Genomic DNA, 14,539 nt, shown 5'->3' with positions numbered 1-14,539 from the left:
TCGAGTTCGGCCTACTCCGGTTGGCCGATGCTCACCTTCAGCGTGCCGACACCATCGACGCCGCATTCGAGCTTGTCGCCCGGCTGGAGCTGCGACACGCCGGCCGGTGTTCCCGTCATGATGATGTCGCCGGCGGCGAGCTTCACCTGCTGTGAAAGCTGCCAGATGATCTCCGGGACGTTCCAGATCAGCTCGGTGAGGTCGCCCTTCTGGGCTTCCTTGCCGTTGACCGTGAGCCAGATCTTGCCCTTGGCAGGATGGCCGATCTTCGAGGCCGGCTGCACCGCGGAGCACGGGGCGGAGCCGTCGAACGACTTGCCGATCTCCCACGGACGCTCCTTCTTGCGCGAGGCGATCTGGAGGTCGCGGCGGGTGAGGTCGATGCCGACGGCATAGCCGTAGACGTGGTCGAGGGCCTTGTCGGCGGGGATGTTGAGCCCGCCGCTCTTCATCGCGACGATCAGCTCGACCTCGTGGTGCAAATCCTTGGTCAGGGGCGGATAGGGAATGGTGGCGCCATCGGGCACCAGCATGTCGGCGTGCTTGGCGAAGAAGAACGGCGGGGCGCGCTCGTCATTGCCCATCTCGCGAATGTGCTCGAGATAGTTGCGGCCGACGCACCAGATGCGGCGCACCGGATAGCGGCCGGACTCGCCGACGACGGGGAGCGAAGCCTGGGGCGGAAGCGGGATGACGTAGGAGGCGGCGTTCATGAAGCGGTCTCGCTGCTCTTGAGGTGATGAGGAATTCTATGCGGTCGCGCTGATTGGCGCCAGAGCGCCGGCGTCGTGATGTTGCAGGCGGAAGAACGAGGCGTAGCGGCCGGAGCGGCGCAGCAGCTCGTCATGCCGGCCCTGCTCGACGATCTCGCCGCCCTCGACCACCAGGATGCTGTCGGCGTGCATGATCGTGTGCAGACGGTGCGCGATCACGATGGTGGTGCGGTTCTGGCAGAGATGCTCGATCGCCTCCTGCACCTGCTTCTCCGACTCGGAATCGAGTGCGGCGGTAGCCTCATCGAGCAGGATGATCGGCGCGTTCTTGAGCAGCGCGCGCGCCACCGCTATGCGCTGGCGCTGGCCGCCCGACACTTGCGCGCCGTGCTCGCCGACCGGCGTGTCGTAGCCGAGCGGGAAGCCCATGATGAAATCATGCGCGCACGCGGCCTTGGCGGCGTCAATGATCTGGTCTTCGGTCGCACCGGGTTTGCCGAAGGCGATGTTGTTGCGGATGGTGTCGCGGAACAGATAGACGTCCTGGCCGACATAGGCGGTCTGCGCCCGCAGCGATTTGCGCGAGACCGCGCCGATCGGCTGGCCGTCGATCACGATGTCACCTTGCGTCACCTCGTAGAACCGCAGCAGCAGCGCCAGCACGGTGGACTTGCCGCCGCCGGAAGGGCCTACCAGTGCGGTGACCTTGCCGGGCTCGGCAATGAAGCTCATGCGGTTAAGCACGGTCTCATTGGTACGATAGGAGAAGCTGACATCGCGCAGCTCGATCCGCGCGTCGGACAATTTCAGCGCCGGCTTGTCGTCGTCGGAGTGTTCGCTCGCCGGGCTGTCGACGACTTCGAGCAGCATGCGCGCGCCGACAAGCTGGCTGTTCAAATCGATATTCAGCCGCGCCAGCCGCTTGGCCGGCTCGGTCGCCATCAGGAACGCGGTCATGAACGAGAAGAACGCGCCGGGCGTGGCGTTGAGTGCGACCACGCTATAGCCGCCATAGAGCAAGCAGCCGGCGACCGCGAAACCGCCGAGCATTTCCATCAGCGGGTTGGAGCGGTTGGCGACGCGGGCCATCTTGTTGGCATTGCGCTCGACGATCGCGATGTTCTCGTCGATGCGCTTCTGCATGGTGTCTTCGAGCGTGAACGCCTTGACCGTGCGGATGCCCTGCAGCGATTCCTGCATCGTCTCCATGATGTCGGCCGTGCCGGTGAACTGGTTGTAGGCCAGGCCCTTGATGCGCTTGACCAGCTTGCGCAGCACCAGCATCGCCGGCGGCACTGCGACGAGGCCGATCAGCGACATCAACGGATCCTGCCACACCATCACGCCGATCATGGCGAGCAGCATCAAGAGGTCGCGCCCGATGGCGTTGACCAGCATATTGAGCACGTCGGTGATCGACTTGGCACCGGCGGTCAGCCGCGCCAGGAACTCGGATGAATGTCGCTCGGAGAAGAAGCCGACGCTCTCGCGCATCAGCTTGGCGAACAGCTGGCGCTGGTTGGTGGCGAGGATGGCGTTGCTGATCTTGGTCAGGATCACCATGTGGCCGTAGGTCGCCACGCCCTTGATGAACAGCAGGATCACCGTGATGCCCGAGTACATCGCGATGCCCGGGATGTTCTTGTCGACATAGGCCTGGTTGATGACCTGGCCGAGCACATAGGTCGCGCCTGCGGTGGCGCCCGCGGCAGCCGCCATCAGCGCAAAGGCAACGAGGTAGCGCCGCCAGTAGATGACGCCCTGTTCCATGACCAGGCGGCGAATGAGAACCATCGCCCCATAGGGATCGTCGGTGATTTTCTTTGGAAACTGGGCCATCCGTAGTCCATTGACGGCCAAGGCGAAAAGCCTGCCCGCGCGTCAGGGATCGAAGGGCCTCTGTGCCCGCTAAAGCGCCGCTTTTCAAGCCCAATTAAGGACTTGCGCCCGGATGGATTTTAGGCCGAGACGGCGTGGCGGAGCTCGCCGTGGCGCTCGCGGAAGAGCTTGTCCTCCCAGGCCAGCGCGTGCGCCGCGATGGTCTCGAGATCCTCATATTGCGGCTTCCAGTCGAGCAGGCCGCGGATGCGGCTGGTGTCGGCGACCATGGTCATGATGTCGCCGGGCCGGCGTGGGGCGTATTGCACGGCGAAGCTGCGGCCTGACACCCGCCGCACGGCGTCGATGGTCTCCAGCACCGAATAGCCGCGGCCATAGCCGCAATTCAGCGTGGTCGAGGCGCCGCCATTGCGCAGATAGGCCAGCGCCGAGCGATGCGCCTGCGAGAGGTCCGTGACGTGGATGAAGTCGCGGATGCAGCTGCCGTCCTGGGTCGGATAGTCGGTGCCGAACACGTCGATCTTGGCGCGCTGACCGGTCGCGGCTTCCACCGCGATCTTGAGCAGATGCGTGGCACCGACGGTGGCAAGTCCGATACGGGCCTGCGGATCGGCACCCGCAACGTTGAAATAACGCAGCGTCACGTATTGCATGCCGTAGGCGGCGGCGACGTCGTGCAGCATGATCTCGGTCATCAGCTTCGACGAGCCATAGGGCGACAGCGGCCGCGTCGGCGCGTGCTCGGGCACCGGCACCTGGTCCGGATTACCGTAGACGGCGGCGGTCGAGGAGAAGATGAAGCGGTGGATGCCGCGCTTCACTGCGACGTTGAGCAGGTTGCGCGCGGTCATGAAATTGTTGCGGTAATAGCCGAGCGGATCGCGCATCGAATCCGGCACGACCACCGAGCCCGCAAAATGGATGATGCTCTCGATGTTGTGCTGGGCGATCACGCCCTCGAGCAGGTTCTCGTCGCCGGCATCGCCAATGAACAGCGGCACGCCTTCCGGCAGGTATGCCGAGAAACCGGTGGAGAGATCGTCGATCACGACGACGTCCTCGCCGGCTTCCGCCAGCGCCAGGACCGTGTGACTTCCGATATAGCCGGCGCCGCCGGTGACTAGCACAGTCATGATCTCACCCGTCTTCGATCAACGCGGGATGCTAGCGTCTGCGTGGTGAAGAGGGGGTATCGGCAGCCCTGAACTGGTCACTATGCTTAATGTTGCGTATAGGGGGCCTGCTGAATGGAGCGTGAAGTGGCCAATCCCCCCGGCGATCTCGACGTGATCGTGCCAAATCTGCACAGGCGCTATTCCGGGGTCACCGCGACCAACCGGATGGTGGCGCCGCGGCTGGCAAAGCTGTACCGCGCGGCGTGGTTCGGCTCGGACGCGCCGGAGGGGATCGCACGGCTGGGCGTCGCCGATGTCCTAAAGCTGTGGCGTCGCAAGACACCGCTGATCTGGCATGCGCGGCGCAACAACGAGATGATCGCAGGCGTGCTGCTCCGCGCACTCGGTTGGCCGCTCAAGCTGGTGTTCACCTCGGCGGCGCAGCGCCATCACAGCTGGATCACACGCTGGCTGATCCGGCAGATGGACGCGATCATCGCGACATCGGACATCTCGGCTTCGTTCCTGAAAGTGAAGGCAACGGTGATCCCGCATGGCGTCGACACCGACGTCTACGCGCCGCCGATTGATCGCGCGGCGGCCTTCGCGGAAAGCGGCTTGCCGGGCCGTTACGCCATCGGCTGCTTCGGTCGCGTGCGGGCGCAGAAGGGCACCGATGTGTTCGTCGATGCGATGTGCCGGCTGCTACCGCGCTATCCGGATTTCACGGCCGTGATCGTCGGCCAGGTCACGGCCGAGCAGACGCCGTTTGCGAATGATCTGAAGAAGCGTATCGAAGCAGCTGGCCTGCAAGCGCGCATCGTCATCACCGGTGAGCTGCCGATCGAGGAGGTGCAGCGCTGGTATCAGCGGCTGACGATCTATGCCTTCACGTCGCGCAACGAAGGTTTTGGCCTCACCCTGATCGAGGCGATGGCGGCCGGCAGCGCGCTCGTCGCTGCGCGCGCCGGTGCGGCCGGGCTCGTGGTCGAGGATGGCGTGTCCGGTGTGCTGATCCCGACCGGCGACGCGGAGGCGCTGGCGGCGGCGCTCGATCCGATGATGCGCGATGTGGCTGTAGCGACGAAGATGGGCGAGCGCGGTCGCGAGCGCGTGCTTGCAAAGTTCAGTCTTGATGCGGAAGCGGCGCGGATCGGCGAGGTCTATCGGCCGCTGCTCTGAGTGAGAGCTGACCAAATCGCGAAAACAACCCCATGCACAGTAGCCGCGGGCAGCAAAATCAATGGCTTGCCGGCCAGGCATCACGTGAATGCGGATTTTACGAAATTCAGTTGATCCGTCGGGCAAAACACCGCTAGATTGCCACCATCGCGAAGCGTCCAGCGGATGCCAGATCGCAGGCCTCTACACCCGCCTGATCTGCGCCAGCACGTCGCTCACGAAGGCGTCGAGGTCGCCGCCCGGGAAGAGGAAGCCCGGCAGTCCGAGCGCATTGCCAGCCTCGATGTCCCTCGGCTGATCTCCGATCACGAAGCTGCCGTCGAGCTGCACGGGCCAGTGCAGGATGAGATCGCGCAACATGCCGGGCGCGGGCTTGCGCCACTCATGCTCCCCGATGTAGCCGGCGACCGTTCCCTGCGGATGATGCGGACAGAAGCGGATGTCATCGATCCGCGCGCCGTCACGGGCGAGTTCGTTGCGCATCCAGCCGTGCAGCGTGTTCACATCGTTCTCGGTGAAGAGGCCGCGCGCGACGCCGGACTGGTTGGTGAAGACGAACACCCAATAGCCGCTCTCGTTGAGGCGGCGAATAGCATTGGCGACGTTGGGCATCCAGCGGATGCGGTCGCGCGTGCCGATATAGGCATCGTCATGATTGATGACACCGTCGCGATCGAGGAAGGCGGCGGGCTTCGGCGCGCGACTGTCAGACATTGGCAAGTCCCTGCGTCCTCGCAAGCACGTCTCTTGCGATATCGACCACGTCCTGCGCGGCGATGTCCCGCATGCAGCGGTGATCGTTCATCTTGCAGATCGTGCTCTGGCAGGGCTGGCAGGCGAGCACGCTCCTGGTCTGGACCACGGTCGCGGCGAGGCCGTTGAGGGGTGCCCAGAGATAGGGGCTGGTCGGGCCGAAGATGCCCATGGTGGGCGTGCCCAAGGCGGCCGCGATATGCATCAGGCCCGAATCGTTGGAGATCGCAACGCCAGCGGCGGCCATGGCGAGGACGCCGTTGCGAAGATCATTGCCGGTGAGGTCCCGCACCCCAGGGCCGCCAGCGGTCCCGGGGCCGCCAGCGGTCCCCTCGCCACCGGCGGCGACGATCTCCTGGGCGAGGCCTTTTTCGGCGGGGCCGCCGACCACCCAGACCTCCAGCCCGCGCTCGACCAGCAGGCGGGCGGCTTCCGGATAGTAGGTCCAGCGCTTCGACACCCCGACCGAGCCGGGGGCGAGCGCCACGGCGGCACCGGCGCTGAGGTCATTGGCCTGGCGCCAGCGGGCGATCTCGTCTGCCGGCACCCGCAATTGCGGCACCGGCCATTCCGGGGGCAGGGGCGCGCCATCGGGCTGGGCCAGGGCGGCGTTCTTGTCGATGAAGCGGGGCAGCTTCTTCTCGCCCCAGCGCCAGCGGTTGAGCAGGCCGAACCGGAACTCGCCGACGAAGCCGACCCTTTCGGGGATGCCGGCCAGCGCGGGCGCAATGGCCGCCTTCCAGGTCCGGGGCAGCACCAGGGCCGTGCCGTAGTTCCGCTCGCGCAGGAGCCGCGCCAGGCCGAACTGGCGGCCCACGGCAAGGCGGCCGCGGGGCAGGTCCCAGACGATGCCCTGACGCACGCCCGGCATATAATCGACCAGTGGGGCGCAAAGGGATGTGGTCAGGAGATCGACCGGCCGATTCGGCCAGCGCTCCTTCAGGACCCGGACGACGGTGTGATTCCGGACGAAGTCGCCAATCCACATGTAGGGGACGATCAGGATCGGGCGTGTGTCGCTCCGATCTGCGCTTCCGCTAAGTTGCGAATCTAGGTTCATTCGTTATTAGGACCGAGGCCAAGCTGATCTGGCGGTTCGGTTAGCCGCTCCGGGGCGGCAGGTAAAGCCGGGAGAGCGCCAGTCCAAAAGCGTCGGTCCCAAAATGCTTACACTTTGGCAGATGATGCGCTACGGCAGGTATCGGGGCCGCAAAACTCGGGCAGGGTAATTGGAATGTTGCTGGTGACCGGCGGGGCCGGTTTTATCGGATCGAATGTCGTGGCTGCGCTGAATGAGGCCGGCCGCAGCGACGTCGTGGTCTGCGACCTACTGGGCAGCGACGGCAAGTGGCGCAATCTCGCCAAGCGACAGCTTGTGGATATCGTTCCCCCGGCCGAGCTGCCTGACTGGCTGAAGGGCCGCAAGCTCGATGCCGTGATCCATCTCGGAGCGATTTCCGAGACCACCGCGACCGACGGTGATCTCGTGATCGAGACCAATTTCCGTTTCTCGATGCGCCTGCTCGACTGGTGCACGGCGGGCGCAGTGCCGCTAATCTACGCGTCCTCGGCGGCGACCTATGGCGACGGCACGGAAGGCTTCGACGACGACGCCTCGCTGCCGGCGCTGAAGAAGCTGCGGCCGATGAATCTCTACGGCTGGAGCAAGCAGCTGTTCGATCTTGCGGTCGCCGGGCGCGTCGCGAACGGCGACAAGCTGCCGCCGCAATGGGCCGGCCTGAAATTCTTCAACGTGTTCGGCCCGAACGAATACCACAAGGGCGCGATGATGAGCGTGCTGGCGCGCCGGTTCGACGACATCAAGGCGGGCCGCGTCGTGCAGCTGTTCAAGTCGCATCGCGACGGCATCGCCGACGGCGACCAGCGCCGCGATTTCATCTATGTCGACGATGTCGTGCGCGTGATCATGTGGCTGCTTGCGACGCCTGCGGTGTCCGGCCTGTTCAATGTCGGCACCGGCAGGGCGCGCAGCTTCAGGGAGCTGATGCTGGCTGCCTATGCCGCGCTCGGCGCCCGACCCAACATCGAATATGTCGACATGCCCGAGCAGATCCGCGGCAGCTACCAGTATTTCACCGAGAGCAAGGTCGATCGTCTCCACCGTGCCGGCTATAACGGCGGCTTCACGACGCTCGAGGACGCAGTGAAGGCCTATGTCGGGGATTATCTCGACCGGCCCGATCGCTTCCGTTAAGGCCCCATCGCCATGCCGACGCCCATTCTTGATTTCGATGCCCTCGCGCAAGCCATCTCCGGCCGCACGGTGCTCTGCATCGGCGACATCATGCTGGACGAGTTCGTCTATGGCGAGGTGTCGCGGATCTCGCCGGAAGCACCGACCCCCGTGATCGCGGCCCAGCGCAGCGAGATCCATATCGGTGGCGCCGGCAACGTCGCACGCAATATCGCTTCGCTCGGCGCGCGCTGTGTCTTCGTCGGCCTCGTCGGCGAGGACGATGCAGGAGCGCGGCTCAAGACCGCGCTGGCGGACCATGCCGGCATCGAGAGCGCGCTGGTGTGCGATCCATCGCGGCCGACCACGCGAAAGGTTCGTTTTGTTTCCGAGCATTTCTCCACGCATATGCTTCGCGCGGATTGGGAGCAGGCGGTAGCGGCTTCCGATGAGGTCGAGACCAGGCTGATCGAGGCGATCCTGCCGCAGATCGCGCGCGCCGATATCGTGCTGTTGTCCGACTACGCCAAGGGCGTGCTGACCGCACGTGTGATCCGCCACACCATCGATGCGGCGCGAAAAGCTGGCAAGCCCGTGATTGTCGATCCCAAGAGCCTGAATTGGGCGATCTATCGCGGCGCCACGCTGCTGACGCCCAACCGCAAGGAATTTGCGGAAGCCACCCGCAGCCGCGCCGATACGCCGCAGAGCATCGTCGATGCCAGTGAGGACGTGATGCGGCTTGCCGATTGCGAGGCGATCCTGGTCACGCAGGGTGAACACGGCATGACGCTGGTGCCGCGCCAGGGCGAGGCCGTCCACGTTCCCGCTTTCCCGGTGAAGGTGCGCGACGTCTCCGGCGCCGGCGACACCGTCGCTGCCGCGCTCGCGGTTTCGATCGCGGCGGGTGCGGATTGGGACACGGCGCTGCGCATGGCGAGTGCCGCCGCCGCCGTCGCCGTCGGCAAGCAGGGCACGGCCAGCGTGAGTGCCGACGAGCTGCGCCGGAAGATCCTGCCGCATGCCACTCTCGCGGCCGAGGAGAAGGTCGTGAGCGCGCCCGGCGCGCTCGAGGCCCGGCTCGCCGAATGGCGCGGCCAAGGGCTGCGCGTCGGCTTCACCAATGGCTGCTTCGACATCCTGCATCCCGGCCACGTCAAGGTGCTGACCGCGGCGCGCGCCGCCTGCGATCGCCTTGTCGTCGGGCTCAACAGCGACGCCTCGGTGCGGCGGCTGAAGGGCGCAGATCGCCCGGTCCAGGACGAGCGGGCGCGTGCCGAGGTGCTGGCCGCGCTCGAAGCCGTTGATCTCGTCGTCATCTTCGAAGAGGACACGCCGATCGACCTGATCACGCGCATCACGCCGAGCGTGCTGGTGAAGGGCGGCGACTATACCCGCGAGCAGGTGGTCGGCCACGAGGTCGTCGAGGCCGCGGGCGGGGTGGTCGTGCTGGTCGACATTCTCAAGGGTTTCAGCACCACCGCGCTGGTTCACCGCGCGCGCGGAGAAACGAAGTGACGGAGCTCGCGCGCGAGTCGGTGTGGGGAACGGTGAACCGGCGGCTACGCAGTCCGGCGGCATGGTCCGAGACGGTCGACCTGTTTGCCATCCTGACCGCGGCCTCGCTGCCCTGGTCGACCTCGCTCGCGGCGATCTTCAATGTCGCGATGCTGATCTGCATGGTGCCGTTTCTCGACCTCAGGGATTTCCTGGAGTCACTGAAGCGACCGATCTGCGCGCTGCCGATCGCACTGTTCGTGCTCGCGCTGGTCGGCACGCTGTGGTCGGGGGCGCCCTGGGGCGCGCGGCTCTACGCCGTGAACCCGACGACGAAGCTGCTCGTGCTCCCGGTCCTGTTCTATCATTTCGAACGCTCGTCGCGCGGGCACCTCGTGTTTATCGCGTTTCTCGTCTCCTGTGCGCTGCTGTCGGTGATGTCCTGGCTGGTGTTTCTCCATCCAACGCTCTCGCTGAAGCCGGATGAACCCAACTCGCGCGGCATCTTCGTCAAGAACTATATCGACCAGAGCCAGGAGTTCACGCTGTGCGCGGTCGCGCTTGCGTTTCCGATCGTGAAGCTGCTGCAGCAGAAGCGGGTCTGGCTGGCCGCGCTGCTGGGGGCGATCGCGCTCAGCTTCTTCGTCAACATGGCCTTCGTGGTGATCTCGCGCACGGCGCTCGTGACGGTGCCGATCATGCTGGCGGTGTTCGGGCTGCTGCATTTGAAATGGCGCAGCGTCTTGATCATCTTCGCGGCTCTCGCGGTCCTCGCCGTGTTGGCCTGGAACACCTCGTCGAAGCTGCACACGACGATTGAAACGTTCTCAACCCAGTACAAGCTCTACAAGGAGCAGGGCATCCCCACCTCGATCGGACTGCGGCTCGAGTTCTGGCGCAAATCGCTGATTTTCTTCGCTGAGGCGCCGGTGGTTGGCCATGGAACCGGCTCGACGCGCGGCCTGTTCGAGCAGGCGGCGACCGGTGGCGCCTACCAGGCCTCGAGCGAGGTGATCGGCAATCCCCATAACCAGACGCTGAACGTGGCCGTGCAATGGGGCGTTATCGGCATCATCATCCTGTATGCGATGTGGGGGCTGCATCTGCTTTTGTTCCGCGGCGATGCGCTGGCCAACTGGATCGGCTTGCTGGTCGTGGTCCAGAACATATTCACCTCACTGTTCAACTCCCACCTTTTCGACTTTCACGAGGGATGGATGTATGTGCTTGGTGTCGGGGTTGCCGGCGGCATGGTGCTCAATTCACGCCGGGCCGGCCGGAGCGCGGGAGAAGCTCGCAGCTGAGCTCCGGAGCGCTGGCAAGTCCCGGCGAGATGCGCTATCAGCGCTCAGATTGCAATCTTGGGGATATTCGGCCGGCCGATGACGCGTTTTTCGCATCTTACCTTGCGTAATTTCCTGATCGCGCTTCACGACGTGGTGGCGACGGCCGCGGCCCTGTTCGTTGCGTTCTATCTGCGCTTCGAGGGTGGTCCGGATTTCTCGGCCCGCTTGCCGTTGCTGCTGCAGATCCTGCCCTATTTTCTCGCCTTCAGCGTGGTCGTCTTCTTCGTCTTCAATCTGACGACCACGAAGTGGCGCTTCATCTCGCTGCCGGATGCGCTGAACATCATCCGCGCCGCGACGGTGCTCACCGTCGCTCTTCTCGTGCTCGACTACATCTTCGTCGCGCCGAACGTGCACGGAACCTTCTTTCTCGGCAAGATCACCATCGTCCTGTACTGGTTCCTGGAAATCTCCGCGCTGAGCGCGCTGCGGCTGACCTATCGCTATTTCCGCTATACCCGCGTGATGCACCACGTCAGGACCGAGAATGCCGCACCCACGCTCCTGATCGGCCGCGCCGCCGACGCCGAGGTCGTGCTGCGCGGCGTCGAGAGCGGCGCCATCAAGCACCTGCGGCCGGTCGGGGTGCTGTCGCCGTCCCGGGCCGATCTCGGCCAGCTCATCCGCAACGTGCCGGTCGTCGGTGCGATCGACGACATCGAAGACATCATCGGCAGCTTCGCCAAGCGCAACAAGTCGATCGCCCGGGTGGTGATGACGCCTTCCGCCTTCGAGCCGGAATCGCGTCCTGAGTCCGTGCTGATGCGGTCGCGACGGCTTGGTGTGATGGTCAGCCGCCTGCCGTCGCTCGAGCAGGGCGACATGCCGCGGCTCACCACGGTGGCCGTCGAGGACCTGCTGCTGCGCCCGAGCGAGACGATCGACTACGCGCGTCTCGAAACCCTGATCAATGGCAAGAGCGTCATCGTCACCGGCGGTGGCGGCTCGATCGGCTCGGAGATCTGCGAGCGCGTGGTTGCCTTCGGTGCGGCGCGCCTCCTGATCGTCGAGAATTCGGAGCCGGCTCTCTATGCGGTCACCGAGGCGCTTGCCGCGCGCGGTTCCGGTGCCGAGATCGAAGGCCGGATCGCCGATATCCGCGACCGCGAGCGCATCGCGCGCCTGATGGCGGAGTTCAAGCCGGACATCGTGTTTCACGCCGCCGCGCTCAAGCACGTTCCGATCCTGGAGCGGGACTGGAGCGAGGGCGTCAAGACCAACATCTTCGGCTCGATCAACGTGGCCGATGCCGCACTCGCGGCAGGCGCTGAGGCCATGGTGATGATCTCGACCGACAAGGCGATCGAGCCGGTCTCGATGCTCGGTCTGACCAAGCGCTTCGCGGAGATGTATTGCCAGGCGCTCGACCACGACCTCGTCGCGCAGGCCGGCGGCAGCAAACCGGCGATGCGTTTCATCTCGGTCCGGTTCGGCAACGTGCTGGCGTCGAACGGATCGGTGGTGCCGAAGTTCAAGGCCCAGATCGAGGCCGGTGGTCCTGTCACCGTGACGCATCCGGACATGGTCCGGTATTTCATGACCATCCGCGAAGCCTGCGACCTCGTCATCACGGCCGCCACCCACGCGCTCGGCGCCAAGCGGTTCGACGTCTCCGTCTACGTGCTGAACATGGGGCAGCCGGTGAAGATCGTCGATCTGGCGGAGCGGATGATCCGGCTTTCTGGTTTGCAGCCCGGCCACGACATCGACATCGTGTTCAGCGGCATGAGGCCGGGCGAACGGCTGAACGAAATCCTGTTCGCCTCCGAGGAGCCGACTGTCGATATCGGGGTTGCCGGCGTCATGGCGGCGAAACCGAACGAGCCGCCGATGCAGATATTGCGCAAATGGATATCCGCGCTCGAGGTTGCCATCGCGCATGACGATCGCGCCACCATCAGGACCATCCTGAAGGATGCCGTTCCGGAGTTCGGCGTCAACGCGAGCGCTGCGTCTTGAGAGGCGCCGTCGAACGGAGCTGAAAGATCCGCCGGGCAAAGCGCAGGAAGAACGCGGCGTCGATGACCGGCGCGTTCAGGTGCTGCTGGCGCGACCGCAGGCACTCCAGATTGGCGCGCAAGGTCACGCGCCAGCCTCTGGTGCTGATGCCGCCCATCTGAAAATCGGCGATGACGCGCGGAAGGTAGGCGACCCTGTAGTCGTTCAGCGCCAGCGCACGCAGCATATAATCGTAATCGGCGGTCGTGACGTAAGTCAGATCGTAGTCGCCGACCTTCTCGGCGACCTGGCGCCGCATGTAGAAGGTCGGATGCGGCGGAACCCAGCCGAGCTGAAACGAGTAGCGACCATACTGGCCGCCACGCCAGGCCCGCACCAGGGCCTTGGATTGATGATCGGTGACCATGTCGAGGTCGCCATAGACGACGTCGGCCCGTTCCAGCGCCGCCGCGATCGCCGCCAGCGCACCCTCATCGTGGAACGTGTCGTCAGAATTGAGGAAGCCGATCGCGTCGCCCTTGAACAGGTGTAGCCCCTTGTTCATGGCGTCGTAGACGCCCTTGTCGGGCTCGGAGATCACCCGGATCTCGCTGGCGCCGAACGACTCCACGATCTTCAGCGTCGCATCCTTCGAGGCGCCGTCGACGACCAGCATCTCCTTGTCAGGATGCGTCTGTTCCAGGAACGATTCAATGGTGGCGCCGATCGTCGCCTGGGAGTTGTAGCTGGCTGTGATGACGCTGATCTTCATTCCGGACCCGTGGTGCTACGCCGGAGACTATAGGGAACAAGCCCGAAGGTTCATAGATGACGGCCGGTCGCGGCGCTCCTGTTCCGATCTTGTGAACCCTTATTCACGCGCTCCGATCGGCGCGGAGCCCTGCGCGGCCTTCTCCGCGCTGAGGATCCAGACCAGGCCGCCGAATGCGCCCACAATGAACGAGACCGCGCCGAACAGCAGCGAGATGTTGACGCCCTCATTGGCAGCCAGCCCGGCGAAGCCGAAGGCCAGCCCCATGGTCGCTTCACGCACGCCCCAGCCGGCGATCGAGATCGGCATCAGTGTGATCAGCATCACCGGCGGCACCAGCAGGAAGACCTGGGCGAAACTGACCGGCGCTGCGATCGACTGCACCACGCACCAGGCGATGACGACGGCAAGCACGTGGACCAGCAGCGACAGGACCGCGATAACAGGTCCGCGCGTGCGGCTGAAGATGACGCGATTGGCGATCACGGCGCAGGCGTGGATGTGGTGGGTGGCCCACCAGGTCTTCAGCCACGGCCATTTCAGCGCGCCGAAGACCAGGAAGCCGATGCCGCCGGCAAGGGCTGCGAAGTCGACGAGCAGCAGCGCCGAGCGGCCGTTCGGATCGGTGATCAGCGCGTAGCTCCAGGGCAGGCTTGCGACGATGAGGATCGCGAGCGCAACGAGGCCGATCGCGCGATCGACGAAGATCGAATAGGTCGCCGCACGCCATCCGGCGCCCGCGCGTGCCACCAGCCATAGCCGGACGGCATCGCCGCCGATCGCGGACGGCAGGGTCTGGTTGAAGAAGGAGCCGATCACGTTGTAGCGCATGGCGCGGCCGAGCTCGAGCGGCGCACCGCATGCGGCGCTGACCTCGCGCCAGCGCAGCACGCCGACGAAGATTTGCAGGAACGTCACCGCGATCGCCATGCCGATCCAGAACAGGCTGGTCGCGGTGAAGCGCGAGAATAGCTCGGTCAGGTCGACCTTGCGCAGCGCCAGATAGAGCAGCGCCGCGGAGATCAGGATTTTGGCCGTCGACAGCAGGATTCGGCGCATCTCGTCCGCAGGGTTTGCGAAGATTGGAGGCAACCCGACGCGAGGCGCCGAATTCGGCCGCTTTGGTATGGTTTTGGCGCCGATCTTGCAATAGCTGTCATGGGGAGGGCTATTGCGAGCCCCTCGATACC

Annotated in this window: 12 protein-coding genes; 5 read left to right on the top strand and 7 right to left on the bottom strand. The window is 65.0% G+C overall.

From position 1 onward, the window contains the following. Nucleotides 1-11: 11 nt before the first annotated feature. The 3 genes from JQ587_RS18925 to galE form a co-directional block, all read right to left on the bottom strand. A complete protein-coding gene (locus JQ587_RS18925) occupies nt 12-713 on the bottom strand; it encodes a fumarylacetoacetate hydrolase family protein (RefSeq protein WP_071912070.1) in 702 nt (233 codons plus the stop codon). Between the two features lie 36 nt (nt 714-749). Continuing rightward, nucleotides 750-2,552, bottom strand: coding sequence for an ABC transporter ATP-binding protein (locus JQ587_RS18920; protein WP_212426235.1), 1,803 nt, complete (start codon nt 2,550-2,552; stop codon nt 750-752). 119 nt (nt 2,553-2,671) lie between these two features. Continuing rightward, nucleotides 2,672-3,685, bottom strand: a complete 1,014-nt coding sequence (gene galE, locus JQ587_RS18915; RefSeq protein WP_212301224.1) for a UDP-glucose 4-epimerase GalE — start codon at nt 3,683-3,685, stop codon at nt 2,672-2,674. A 126-nt stretch (nt 3,686-3,811) separates the two neighbouring features. Between galE and JQ587_RS18910 the strand changes: the two genes are divergently transcribed. Beyond that, nucleotides 3,812-4,849 (top strand): glycosyltransferase family 4 protein, encoded by a 1,038-nt coding sequence (locus JQ587_RS18910; protein WP_212301223.1) that lies wholly within the window; start codon nt 3,812-3,814, stop codon nt 4,847-4,849. A 183-nt stretch (nt 4,850-5,032) separates the two neighbouring features. Here the strand turns inward: JQ587_RS18910 and JQ587_RS18905 are convergent, their stop codons facing one another. Both JQ587_RS18905 and waaF read right to left on the bottom strand, forming a co-directional pair. Beyond that, entirely contained in the window at nt 5,033-5,563 is a 531-nt protein-coding gene (locus JQ587_RS18905; protein WP_212426234.1) for a D-glycero-alpha-D-manno-heptose-1,7-bisphosphate 7-phosphatase, read from the bottom strand. Beyond that, nucleotides 5,556-6,662 (bottom strand): lipopolysaccharide heptosyltransferase II, encoded by a 1,107-nt coding sequence (gene waaF, locus JQ587_RS18900; RefSeq protein WP_212426233.1) that lies wholly within the window; start codon nt 6,660-6,662, stop codon nt 5,556-5,558. The genes JQ587_RS18905 and waaF overlap by 8 nt, the downstream gene beginning before the upstream one ends. Before the next feature lie 174 nt (nt 6,663-6,836). Between waaF and rfaD the strand changes: the two genes are divergently transcribed. The 4 genes from rfaD (at nt 6,837) to JQ587_RS18880 (ending at nt 12,598) form a co-directional block, all read left to right on the top strand. After that, nucleotides 6,837-7,817, top strand: coding sequence for an ADP-glyceromanno-heptose 6-epimerase (rfaD, locus tag JQ587_RS18895; protein ID WP_212426232.1), 981 nt, complete (start codon nt 6,837-6,839; stop codon nt 7,815-7,817). Nucleotides 7,818-7,829: 12 nt separating this feature from the next. Beyond that, nucleotides 7,830-9,314, top strand: a complete 1,485-nt coding sequence (gene rfaE1, locus JQ587_RS18890) for a D-glycero-beta-D-manno-heptose-7-phosphate kinase (protein WP_212426231.1) — start codon at nt 7,830-7,832, stop codon at nt 9,312-9,314. Continuing rightward, nucleotides 9,311-10,597: an O-antigen ligase family protein gene (locus JQ587_RS18885; protein ID WP_212301218.1), complete on the top strand. Its 1,287-nt coding sequence runs from the start codon at nt 9,311-9,313 to the stop codon at nt 10,595-10,597. The genes rfaE1 and JQ587_RS18885 overlap by 4 nt, the downstream gene beginning before the upstream one ends. Nucleotides 10,598-10,675: 78 nt before the next feature. After that, complete coding sequence (locus JQ587_RS18880) at nt 10,676-12,598, top strand: SDR family NAD(P)-dependent oxidoreductase (RefSeq protein ID WP_212301217.1); 1,923 nt, start codon at nt 10,676-10,678, stop codon at nt 12,596-12,598. Here JQ587_RS18880 and JQ587_RS18875 read toward each other — a convergent pair. Both JQ587_RS18875 and JQ587_RS18870 read right to left on the bottom strand, forming a co-directional pair. Beyond that, nucleotides 12,576-13,349 (bottom strand): glycosyltransferase family 2 protein, encoded by a 774-nt coding sequence (locus JQ587_RS18875; protein ID WP_212426230.1) that lies wholly within the window; start codon nt 13,347-13,349, stop codon nt 12,576-12,578. The two genes, JQ587_RS18880 and JQ587_RS18875, sit on opposite strands and share 23 nt — an antisense overlap. A gap of 99 nt (nt 13,350-13,448) precedes the next feature. Further along, on the bottom strand, nt 13,449-14,408 hold the full coding sequence (locus JQ587_RS18870; RefSeq protein WP_212301215.1) for a lysylphosphatidylglycerol synthase transmembrane domain-containing protein: 960 nt from the start codon (nt 14,406-14,408) through the stop codon (nt 13,449-13,451). Nucleotides 14,409-14,539: the final 131 nt, after the last annotated feature.

It is taken from the genome of Bradyrhizobium manausense (assembly GCF_018130615.1).
GTDB lineage: Bacteria > Pseudomonadota > Alphaproteobacteria > Rhizobiales > Xanthobacteraceae > Bradyrhizobium > Bradyrhizobium manausense_A.
This window is presented reverse-complemented; position numbering and strand designations above follow the sequence as displayed.